This window comes from Xylophilus sp. ASV27 (assembly GCF_016428875.1).
In the GTDB taxonomy this organism is placed as follows: domain Bacteria; phylum Pseudomonadota; class Gammaproteobacteria; order Burkholderiales; family Burkholderiaceae_C; genus Xylophilus.
Window position 1 is genome coordinate 1 of sequence record NZ_JAELTO010000133.1, and the last position, 10,247, is coordinate 10,247.

Genomic DNA, 10,247 nt, shown 5'->3' on the forward strand with positions numbered 1-10,247 from the left:
CCCCCCCCCCCCCCCCCCCCCCCCCCCCCCCCCCTCCACTCCCCCCCCCCCCCCCCCCACCCACACTAGGTTCTCTTCGTCGGCAGCGTCAGATGTGTATAAGAGACAGCCGCGCCCGAGACCACCCCGCCGCCGCCTCCGGCGCCGGCCGCAGCCCCCCCGGCCGCAGCGCCCAAGCTGACCGTCGCCCCGCCGGCCGTCCCCGCTGCGGAAGAAGACGGGCTCAGTGCACTGCTGGAAGACTCGCGCACCCTGGGCCTGCTCGGCCTGATCGTGGCCCTGCTGCTGGCCCTGGTGGGCTACCGGGTGCTCAAGCGCCGCCGCGCCGCGCAGCAGGACAGCAGCTTCCTGGAAAGCCGCATGCAGCCGGACTCCTTCTTCGGCAACAGCGGCGGCCAGCACGTGAACACCAACGATGCACGGCCTTCGGCGATCTCCACCACCTACTCGCCCAGCCAGCTCGACGCCGGCGGCGACGTGGACCCGCTGGCTGAAGCGGACGTCTACCTGGCCTACGGGCGCGACCTGCAGGCCGAGGAAATCCTCAAGGAGGCGCTGCGCCTGCATCCCACGCGCAGCGCGCTGCATGCCAAGCTGGCCGACATCTACGCCAAGCGCAAGGACGTGGCCGCGTTCAATGCCGTGGCGGCCGATGCCCATCGCGTGACCAAGGGCGAAGGCGAGGACTGGAGCCGCATCCAGGCCCACGGCCGCGAACTGGCCCCGGCCAACCCCCTGTACCTCGACGCCAGCCCCGCTGCCGATGCACGGCTGGTCGTGCCGGTGGTGGCCGCTGCCGCCGCGGCATCGGCCGCAGCCGCGGTGACCACCGCGCTCCCCGCCTCTCCCCCTGTCAGCGCACCGGCTGCAGAGCCGCTCGCCGAAGACCCCAAGGCCGAAGAAGTGATACCGCCCTCGCTAGACCTGGATATCGCCGGCTTTCCCGCCCCGGCGCCCCTGCCCTCCTCCAGCGCCGACGTCCCCGAGGACTTCTCGCTCGATTTCAACCTGGACGACTCCGCGCCCTCGGCGCCGCCAGCGGCCCCTGCCGCTGCCGCGCAAGCCCCGACGGCCGCCGCGCCCGCGGAAGCCGGCAACAGCGGGTTCGAGTTCGACCTGGACGGGCTGTCGCTCGACCTCGGCGCCGCCACGGCGGATGCCGGCACGGCAGAGCCGGCCGCGCTGGAGCCTGCCAGCCTCTCCGGCGACGATGCGCTCAACACCAAGCTGGCGCTGGCCGAGGAGTTCAATGCCATCGGCGACGCCGATGGCGCGCGCCACCTGATCGAGGAAGTGCTGGCCGAGTCTTCCGGCAGCCTGCGCAGCCGCGCGGAACGCATGCTGGCGGAGATGGGCTAGGTGAGGCTGGCGCTGGGCGTCAGCTACGGCGGCCAGGGCTACAACGGCTGGCAGAGCCAGTCGTCCGGCAACACGGTCCAGGACAAGCTCGAACTCGCGCTGAGCGAGTTCGCCGCGCAGCCCGTGTCCACCGTATGCGCGGGCCGCACCGATGCGGGGGTGCACGGGCTCATGCAGGTGGTGCATTTCGATACGCCGCTGGAGCGCGCCATGGGCTCGTGGGTGCGCGGCACCAACCGCTACCTGCCGCCCGACATCGCGGTGCAATGGGCGCAGCCGGTGCCTGACGCCTTCCACTCGCGTGCCTCGGCCATCCGCAGGCGCTACGCCTACGTGCTGCTGCAGTCGCCGGTACGCCCCAGTGTGGACGCGGGCCGCGTGGGCTGGGTGTTTCGCCAGCTCGATGGCCAGGCCATGCGCGCCGCCGCCCGGCACCTGCTGGGCGAGCACGATTTCACCTCCTTCCGCGCCGCGGCCTGCCAGGCGCTCTCGCCGGTCAAGACGCTGTACCGCGCCGACATCACGCGTCGCGGGGCAGAAGACAGTCCCACCGCCTACTGGCGTTTCGAGTTCGAGGGCAATGCGTTCCTGCACCACATGATCCGCAACATCATGGGCTGCCTGCTCGTGATCGGCCAGGGCCAGCAGCCGGCGGACTGGATGCGTCAGGTGCTGGCGGCGCGCTCGCGCGACGCGGCCGCCCCCACCTTCTCGCCCGAAGGCTTGTACTTCCTGGGCCCGGTCTATGCGCCGCACTGGGGGCTGCCGACCCGGACGGCCCCCTATGATTGGCTGCCATGAGTCCCTCTGTTTCCGGCAGGCAGGCCCCCCTGCGCACACGCATCAAGATCTGCGGCCTGACCCGCGAGCAGGACGTGGACGCGGCCGTCGCCGCCGGGGCCGATGCGGTCGGCTTCGTGCTGTATGACCGGAGCCCGCGCCACGTCACGCCCGAGCGCGCCGCCGCGCTCGCGCAACGCCTGCCGCCCTGGGTCACGCCGGTGCTGCTGTTCGTCAACGAGGAAGCGACACGGGTGATGGCGGCCTCGGCCCGGGTCGCCGGCGCCATGCTGCAGTTCCACGGCGACGAAAGCCCCGCGCAATGCGAGGCCGCCGCGCAGAACGGCCTGCGCCCCTACCTGCGTGCCGCCCGCATTCCCCTTGGCGCCGATGCGCCGCGCTTCGACCTCGTAAAATACGCGGCTGAATACGCCCGTGCCCGCGCCATCCTGCTCGACGCCCATGTCCAGGGCTATGGCGGCGGCGGAAAGACATTCGATTGGTCACTTCTTCCTCCAAGCGTCGACGCTCACCTCGTCTTGAGTGGTGGGCTCACACCTGCAAACGTGGGCGATGGCATCGCCGCGCTGCGGCCGCGCGCCAGAACGCTCGCGGTTGACGTCAGCTCCGGGGTCGAACGCGATGGCCACAAGGGCATCAAGGACCCCGGCAAGATCCAGGCCTTCGTCGCGGCCGTGCGCGCCGCCGACGCCCGGCTTTCCGCCATCCAGTAGCGGCGCCCCGTGGGGCGCTGCCCACTCCACCGGGATTCACACATGTTTGCCTACCAGCAGCCGGATACCTCCGGCCACTTCGGCGTCTACGGCGGCACCTTCGCCAGCGAGACGCTGACCCACGCCATCGAGGAACTGCGCGACGCCTACGCCCGATACCAGCACGACCCGGAATTCCTCGAGGAATTCCGCTACGAGCTGGCGCACTTCGTCGGCCGGCCCTCGCCGGTCTACCACGCCGCGCGCACCAGCCGCGAAATGGGCGGCGCCCAGATCTACCTCAAGCGCGAGGACCTCAACCACACCGGCGCCCACAAGATCAACAACGTGATCGGCCAGGCCATGCTCGCGCGCCGCATGGGCAAGCCGCGCGTCATCGCCGAGACCGGCGCCGGCCAGCATGGCGTGGCCACGGCCACCATCTGCGCGCGCTATGGCCTCGAATGCGTGGTCTACATGGGCAGCCAGGACGTCAGGCGCCAGAGCCCCAACGTCTACCGCATGAAGCTGCTGGGCGCCCGGGTCGTGCCGGTCGAGTCGGGCAGCAAGACGCTGAAGGATGCGCTCAACGAGGCCATGCGCGACTGGGTCACGAACGTGGAGAACACCTTCTACATCATCGGCACCGTCGCCGGCCCGCATCCCTACCCGATGATGGTGCGCGACTTCCAGAGCGTGATCGGCACCGAGTGCCTGGCGCAGATGCCGCAGTTCCTCAACGGCGGCCAGCCCGATGCGGTGGTCGCCTGCGTGGGCGGCGGCAGCAATGCCATGGGCATCTTCTACCCCTACATCCCTTACGAGAACACGCGCCTGATCGGCGTCGAGGCCGCCGGCGAAGGCCTGGACTCGGGCAAGCATTCGGCCTCGATCCTGCGTGGCAGCCCCGGCGTGCTGCACGGCAACCGCACCTACCTGCTGCAAAGCGCGGACGGCCAGGTGACCGAGACCCACAGCATCAGCGCCGGCCTGGACTACCCCGGCGTAGGCCCCGAGCACGCCTACCTGGCCGACATCGGCCGCGCCGAATACGTCGGCATCACCGACCGGGAAGCGCTGGAGGCCTTCCACTACCTGTGCCGCACCGAGGGCATCATCCCCGCGCTGGAATCGAGCCACGCCCTGGCCCATGCCATGAAGCTCGCCAAGACGATGCGGCCGGACCAGTCCATCCTGGTCAACCTCTCCGGCCGGGGCGACAAGGACATCGGCACCGTGGCGGACCTCTCCGGCGAGGACTTCTACGACCGGCCCTCCATGCGCGGCCACGTGGTCAAGGGAGCACCGCGATGAGCCGCATCGCCGCCACCTTCCAGAAGCTGCAGGCCCAGGGCCGCAAGGCGCTGATTCCCTATGTCACGGCGGGCTTTCCCTATGCCGACATCACGCCCGAGCTGATGCACGGCATGGTCGCCGCCGGCGCCGACGTGATCGAGCTGGGCGTGCCCTTCTCCGACCCGATGGCCGATGGCCCGGTGATCCAGCAGGCCGGCGAACGCGCGCTGGCGCTGGGCATCGGCATGCGCCAGGTGCTGGAGATGGTCAGGAACTTCCGCACCCGGGATGCCCGGACACCCGTCGTCCTGATGGGCTATGCCAATCCGGTGGAGCGCTATGACGGCATCCACGGCAGCGGCGCCTTCGTGCGCGACGCGGCGGCCGCCGGCGTGGACGGCGTGCTGGTAGTGGACTATCCGCCCGAGGAATGCGTCGATTTCGCCGCGCAGCTCAAGGCCCACGGCCTGGACCTGATCTTCCTGCTGGCGCCCACCAGCACCGGGCAGCGCATGGCCCAGGTGGCCAAGGTCGCGAGCGGCTATGTCTATTACGTCTCGCTCAGGGGCGTGACCGGCGCCGGCCACCTCGACACCTCTGCCGTGGAAGCCATGCTGCCGACGATCCGCCAGCACGTGAAGATCCCCGTGGGCGTGGGCTTCGGCATCCGCGATGCGGACACGGCCCGGGCCGTGGGCCGGGTCGCCGACGCCGTGGTGATCGGCACGCGCATCATCCAGCTGATCGAGCAGCAGCCGCGCGAAGGCGTGGTGCCGGCCGCGCGGGAATTCCTGGCGGGCATCCGGCAGGCGCTCGACGCGTAAAATCGGCGGGTTACGGGGCGCTGCAGGCGCCCCGGCTGCCCTCTACCGCCCCGCTACCGGAGATCCCCCGCATGAGCTGGCTCGAAAAACTTCTTCCCGCCAAGATCGCCCAGACCGACCCGACCGAACGCCGCCAGGTGCCCGAGGGACTCTGGATCAAATGCCCGAGTTGCGAGACCGTGCTCTACAAGACCGACCTGGAACACAACCAGAACGTCTGCCCGAGCTGCGGCCACCACCACCGCATCGGCGCGCGCACCCGCCTCGACGGCTTCCTGGACGCGGAGGGCCGCTACGAGATCGGCCAGGAAGTGCTGCCGGTCGACGCGCTCAAGTTCAAGGACAGCCGCAAGTACCCGGAACGCCTGAAGGAAGCGCTGGAAAGCACCGGCGAGACCGATGCGCTGGTGGTCATGGGCGGCGCGGTGCACAGCATCAACCTGGTGGCGGCGTGCTTCGAGTTCGACTTCATGGGCGGCAGCATGGGCAGCGTGGTGGGCGAGCGCTTCGTCCGCGGCGTAGAAACCGCCATCGAACAGAAGGTGCCCTTCATCTGCTTCACCGCCACGGGCGGCGCGCGCATGCAGGAAGGCCTGCTGTCGCTGATGCAGATGGCCAAGACCAATGCCGCGCTCACGCGCCTGGCCAAGAAGGGCCAGCCTTACATCAGCGTGCTGACCGACCCGACCATGGGCGGCGTCTCCGCCGGCTTTGCCTTCATGGGCGACATCGTCATCGCCGAGCCCAAGGCGCTGATCGGCTTTGCCGGCCCGCGCGTGATCGAATCCACCGTGCGCGTCACCCTGCCAGAGGGCTTCCAGCGCGCCGAGTTCCTGCAGACCAAGGGCGCGATCGACTTCATCTGCGACCGCCGCCAGCTGCGCAAGACCGTGGCCAACGCGCTGGCCATGTTGCAGCGGCTGCCGGCTGACGCGGTGGAGTGAATTTGGCCCCCCGGCTTTTCACTTCGCTTCGCTGCGTGTAATTCGCCACCCCCCAAGGGGGAGGCGCGGCCGCCTTGGGGCGGCCCGGCGGCGGCCTTGGCCCCCGGCGGCGCTCACATGACGGAGCCCAGTTGTCGCTACAGCAAGCGCAGCATTTCGCCCTGCAGTCCTCCCAGCACCATGGCCAGGACCTGCAGCAGCACCAGCGCCACCAGGGATGAGAAGTCGAAGCCGGCGATCTCCGGCAGATGGCGGCGCAGCGGGGCCAGCAGGGGCCCGCACAGGCGGTCCACGATGGGACGCAGCGGCGAATAGGGCTGCACCCAGGACAGCACCGCATAGACGATGAACAGCGCGGTGAGCATCGACACCCCCAGTTGCGCCAACGCGAAGACCGCGATCACCGGGAGGTAGATCGCCGGCGTGGCCGCGCCCAGCAGCGTCCACAGCAGCGCGGTCTTGGCCAGCACCAGCAGGTAGGCCGCCAGCAGGCTCGACAGATCCCAGCGCCCGAGCGGCTTCACCACGCGCCGCAGCGGCAGCACGATCCAGTCGGTCACCGCGAACACCAGGCGCCCCACCGGGTTGCCGAAGGGCACGCGCAGGGCCTGCATGTGCAGCCGCAGCAGGCAGGCGCCTCCCACGAAGGCCACGGCGATCTCCAGCAGGAACGAGACGATTTGATAGAGCATGGGCAGGCGCCGGGCAGGGGTGGATCAGGCGTGGGATGATAGCCGCCGATGCCGCCCCCACTGAGCCTCACCTCGCTGCCATTGTTCCCTCTGGGGACGGTGCTCTTTCCGGGCGGCCTGCTGCCCCTGCGCATCTTCGAGGTGCGCTACCTGGACATGATCCGCCGCTGCCACCAGGCCGGCGCGCCTTTCGGCGTGGTCGCGCTCACCGAAGGCTCGGAGGTGCGCCGCGCCGGCGCGCCGACCGAGTCCTTCCACCGGCTCGGCACGCTGGCCACCATCGATGCGCTGGAGAGCCCGCAGCCCGGCCTGCTGATGGTGCGCTGCACCGGCACGCAGCGTTTCCTGGTGCAGCGGCAGGAGCAGTTGCGGCACGGCCTGTGGGTTGCCGACGTGCTGCAGATGGAGGACGACGTCACGGTGCCGGTGCCGCGGCACCTGCAGCCCATCGCCGATGCGCTGCACCAGTTGATCGACACGCTGGAGCAGCGCCCGCGCCCGCCCGAAGCCCCGCCGCTGCCGCTGGCGCCGCCCTGGCGGCTGGACGACTGCGGCTGGGTGGCCAACCGCTGGTGCGAACTGCTGCCCATGCCGCTGGAACTGCGCCAGCGCATGATGGCGCTGGACAATCCCATGGTGCGCCTGGAATTGGTGGGCGACATGCTGTCGCGCGCCGGCATCACGCCCTGAAGGGGGCGCACCCGCCACAAAACTAAAATGGCGGGTTATGCCCGCATCCGGGCGCCCGCCCCCCATCCGCCACATGTCCGAACAGAACCTCCCCGCCACCGCCACGCCCGCCACCGACGAGAACCAGCTGATCGCCGAGCGCCGCGAGAAACTCAAGGCGCTGCGTGCGGCCCAGGCCGCGGGCGCCGGCGTGGCCTTCCCCAACGACTTCAAGCCGGCCGACCGCGCCGCCGCCCTGCAGGCCGCGCATGGCGCCACCGATGCCCAGGCGCTGGAGGCCCAGTCCGTCCCCGCCAGCCTAGCCGGGCGCATGATGCTCAAGCGCGTGATGGGCAAGGCCAGCTTTGCCACACTGCAGGACGGCAGCGGCCGCATCCAGCTCTACGTCACGCGCGACGCGATCGGCGAAGAGGCCTACGCCGCATTCAAGCACTGGGACCTGGGCGACATCATCGGCGCCGAGGGCACGCTCATGAAGACCCGCACCGGCGAGCTGTCGGTCAAGGTCACGAGGCTGCGCCTGCTCACCAAGAGCCTGCGCCCGCTGCCCGACAAGTTCCACGGCATGGCCGACCAGGAGCAGAAGTACCGCCAGCGCTATGTCGACCTGATCACCGACGAGGACGCGCGCCAGCGCTTCACCGCGCGCAGCAAGGCCGTGAGCGCGCTGCGCGAATTCATGGCGGGCCACGGCTTCCTCGAAGTCGAAACGCCCATGCTGCATCCGATACCGGGCGGCGCCAACGCCAAGCCCTTCAAGACGCACCACAACGCGCTGGACCAGGAGATGTTCCTGCGCATCGCGCCCGAGCTGTACTTGAAGCGTTTGATCGTTGGCGGCTTCGAGCGCGTCTTCGAGATCAACCGCAGCTACCGCAACGAGGGCATCAGCGTCCGGCACAACCCGGAATTCACGATGATGGAGTTCTATGCGGCCTGGTGGAACTACCGCGACCTGATGGACTTCACCGAGACGCTGATCCGCAGCATCGCCGAGAAGGCCACGGGCGGCCAGCAACTGAGCTACGGCGGCAGGCCGGTGGACCTGTCGCAGCCCTTCGAGCGCCTGACCATCCGCGAGGCCATCCTCAAGTACACCGAGGCCGGCGCCCACGTGGACGACGCGGCCTGGCTCACCAACGCCCTGAAGAAACTCGGCCTGACCGAAGACAAGCACCGCCTCGCCGGCCGCAGCCTGGCCAGCCTGCAGGTGCTGTACTTCGAGGAAACGGTGGAAGAGAAGCTCTGGCAGCCGACCTTCATCATGGAGCACCCGACCGAGATCAGCCCGCTGGCGCGCGCCAACGACGAACGGCCCGAGGTCACCGAGCGCTTCGAGCTCTACATCACCGGCCGCGAATTCGGCAACGGCTTTTCCGAGCTGAACGATGCCGAGGACCAGGCCGCGCGCTTCAACGCCCAGGTGGCCGCCAAGGACAGCGGCGACGACGAGGCCATGTTCTTCGACCACGACTTCGTGCGCGCGCTCGAATACGGCATGCCGCCCACCGGCGGCTGCGGCATCGGCATCGACCGCCTGATGATGCTGCTGACCGACTCGCCCAGCATCCGCGACGTGATCCTGTTCCCTGCCTTGCGCCGGGAAGGCTGAGACGCCGGGACAGGCGCGCGCACCACGCCCCGCGATACCGGCGGTTGCAGTTGTCACCCGCCGGCGGGCCGTGATCCGTCGGCGCCCTCTGGGCGCGGAACGTTGACCGTTCAAGCGCCCAGCCTCCGCAGGAGCGCCCAACCGGAGGCTCTCCATGCCCAGCACCATCCCCGCAGCGCCCCAGGCCGCACACACCCGTCTGGCATGGCTGCTACTGGCCACCGCCACCACGGCCTGCAATGCGCCGGCCCCGCCGGCCGAGCCCGTGCAGGCGCCGCAGGCAGCCGTGGCCACTGCGCCACCGCTCGCGCCCTCACTAGCCCACGCACCCGCGGTGGCACCGCCACCGGCGCCAGTGCGGGACGCGCCGCCACCGGCGCCCGCGCCGGCCGCGGCGCCCGTCTACGCCCCGGCCCCCGCGGCCTATGCGGAGCCGGCGCTGGAGCAGCCGCCCCCGGTGGTCGCCGCCTGGGCGCCCCCGCCGATGCGCGTGGAAGTGCCGCCGCCCCAGCCCTGGCCGGATGCGTACTGGATCGGGGGCTACTGGGCCTGGCAGCGTGACTGGGTCTGGGTCCCGGCGCGCTGGGCGCGGCCGCCGCGGCCCGAGTACGCCTGGGTGCAGCCGTACTACGAGCACCGCGCCAACCGGGTGGTGTTCATCAACGGCTTCTGGGCGCCGCCGCGCTACGCCTTCCGGCCGCCGCCGCCCACGCTGCGCCTGCAGATCGACGTCGACCTCCATGGCGCGGTCCAGGGGCCGCCTCCGATCGGGCCGCAGGGCGTCTTCGTGCCGCCGCCGCCGGGCTCGCGGCCGGGACTGATCGTGGCGGCCCCGCTGGGCACGCCACCGGCCGTGGTGCTCGGCGCGCCGCCGGTCATCGCCGCCGGCATGCGCATCGAAGGCAGCGTCCACAACCGCATGACGCAGGTCCACCAGACGAGCGACATCGCGCAGAACGTCGTCCACAACCGCGTCACCATCATCGCCCCGCCGGGCGCCACCAGCGGGGGCCGCGCTTTCCGGGCCGAGGTGCCGGCCGCGGCGCATCTGGCGGCGGCGATGGCGCGCCCGGGCACTGCGCCGCCGCAGCCGATGCACGCGCAGGCGCCCGCGCCCGCCCTGGCTGTTGCGCCACCACCCCCGCACGCCGCACCGCCGCGCCCTGCCCACGAGCTGTCTCTTATACACATCTGACGCTGCCGACGAAGAGAACCTAGTGGAGGGGGGGGGGGGGGGCGGGTCGGGGGGGGGGGGGGGGGGGGGGGGGGGGGGGGGGGGGGGGGGGGGGGGGGGGGGGGGGGGGGGGGGGGGGGGGGGGGGGGGGGGGGGGGGGGGG

Annotated in this window: 11 protein-coding genes and 1 pseudogene; 11 read left to right on the forward strand and 1 reads right to left on the reverse strand. The window is 70.9% G+C overall.

What is annotated here, in order from left to right:
* The 7 genes and pseudogenes from JHD63_RS19965 to accD all read left to right on the forward strand — a co-directional run.
* Positions 1-181 (forward strand): annotated as a pseudogene (locus tag JHD63_RS19965) (hypothetical protein); the annotation flags it as partial.
* 92 nt (positions 182-273) lie between these two features.
* A complete protein-coding gene (locus tag JHD63_RS24810; protein WP_198972556.1) occupies positions 274-1,359 on the forward strand; it encodes a FimV/HubP family polar landmark protein in 1,086 nt (361 codons plus the stop codon).
* Positions 1,360-2,160, forward strand: a complete 801-nt coding sequence (gene truA / locus JHD63_RS19975) for a tRNA pseudouridine(38-40) synthase TruA (protein ID WP_198972557.1) — start codon at positions 1,360-1,362, stop codon at positions 2,158-2,160.
* The gene (locus tag JHD63_RS19980; RefSeq protein ID WP_198972558.1) at positions 2,157-2,873 is read left to right on the forward strand and encodes a phosphoribosylanthranilate isomerase; all 717 of its coding nucleotides are present in this window, start codon (positions 2,157-2,159) and stop codon (positions 2,871-2,873) included. Before truA ends, JHD63_RS19980 begins: the two co-directional genes overlap by 4 nt.
* A gap of 42 nt (positions 2,874-2,915) precedes the next feature.
* Positions 2,916-4,166, forward strand: a complete 1,251-nt coding sequence (gene trpB / locus JHD63_RS19985; RefSeq protein ID WP_198972559.1) for a tryptophan synthase subunit beta — start codon at positions 2,916-2,918, stop codon at positions 4,164-4,166.
* Positions 4,163-4,972, forward strand: a complete 810-nt coding sequence (gene trpA / locus JHD63_RS19990; RefSeq protein WP_198972560.1) for a tryptophan synthase subunit alpha — start codon at positions 4,163-4,165, stop codon at positions 4,970-4,972. Before trpB ends, trpA begins: the two co-directional genes overlap by 4 nt.
* Positions 4,973-5,043: 71 nt before the next feature.
* A complete protein-coding gene (gene accD, locus JHD63_RS19995; protein WP_198972561.1) occupies positions 5,044-5,916 on the forward strand; it encodes an acetyl-CoA carboxylase, carboxyltransferase subunit beta in 873 nt (290 codons plus the stop codon).
* Between the two features lie 137 nt (positions 5,917-6,053).
* Here the strand turns inward: accD and JHD63_RS20000 are convergent, their stop codons facing one another.
* Positions 6,054-6,608, reverse strand: a complete 555-nt coding sequence (locus JHD63_RS20000; RefSeq protein ID WP_198972562.1) for a YggT family protein — start codon at positions 6,606-6,608, stop codon at positions 6,054-6,056.
* Between the two features lie 48 nt (positions 6,609-6,656).
* Here JHD63_RS20000 and JHD63_RS20005 point away from each other — a divergent pair, with 48 nt between their 5' ends.
* From JHD63_RS20005 to JHD63_RS20020, 4 genes are all read left to right on the forward strand, one after another.
* Positions 6,657-7,298, forward strand: a complete 642-nt coding sequence (locus tag JHD63_RS20005) for an LON peptidase substrate-binding domain-containing protein (protein ID WP_198972563.1) — start codon at positions 6,657-6,659, stop codon at positions 7,296-7,298.
* A gap of 73 nt (positions 7,299-7,371) precedes the next feature.
* Positions 7,372-8,910: a lysine--tRNA ligase gene (lysS, locus tag JHD63_RS20010; protein WP_198972564.1), complete on the forward strand. Its 1,539-nt coding sequence runs from the start codon at positions 7,372-7,374 to the stop codon at positions 8,908-8,910.
* Between the two features lie 154 nt (positions 8,911-9,064).
* Positions 9,065-10,105 (forward strand): hypothetical protein, encoded by a 1,041-nt coding sequence (locus JHD63_RS20015; protein ID WP_198972565.1) that lies wholly within the window; start codon positions 9,065-9,067, stop codon positions 10,103-10,105.
* Positions 10,038-10,247: hypothetical protein (locus JHD63_RS20020; protein WP_198972566.1), on the forward strand; the 210-nt coding region annotated here is incomplete at its 3' end. The genes JHD63_RS20015 and JHD63_RS20020, both read left to right, overlap by 68 nt.

What these genes read in the sequence shown, in the direction of transcription:
- JHD63_RS19980 (WP_198972558.1), top strand. Translation starts at nt 2,157, where the DNA reads ATGAGTCCCTCTGTTTCCGGCAGGCAGGCCCCCCTGCGCACACGCATC.
- trpB (WP_198972559.1), top strand. Translation starts at nt 2,916, where the DNA reads ATGTTTGCCTACCAGCAGCCGGATACCTCCGGCCACTTCGGCGTCTAC.
- trpA (WP_198972560.1), top strand. Translation starts at nt 4,163, where the DNA reads ATGAGCCGCATCGCCGCCACCTTCCAGAAGCTGCAGGCCCAGGGCCGC.
- accD (WP_198972561.1), top strand. Translation starts at nt 5,044, where the DNA reads ATGAGCTGGCTCGAAAAACTTCTTCCCGCCAAGATCGCCCAGACCGAC.
- JHD63_RS20000 (WP_198972562.1), bottom strand. Translation starts at nt 6,608, where the DNA reads ATGCTCTATCAAATCGTCTCGTTCCTGCTGGAGATCGCCGTGGCCTTC.
- JHD63_RS20005 (WP_198972563.1), top strand. Translation starts at nt 6,657, where the DNA reads ATGCCGCCCCCACTGAGCCTCACCTCGCTGCCATTGTTCCCTCTGGGG.
- lysS (WP_198972564.1), top strand. Translation starts at nt 7,372, where the DNA reads ATGTCCGAACAGAACCTCCCCGCCACCGCCACGCCCGCCACCGACGAG.
- JHD63_RS20015 (WP_198972565.1), top strand. Translation starts at nt 9,065, where the DNA reads ATGCCCAGCACCATCCCCGCAGCGCCCCAGGCCGCACACACCCGTCTG.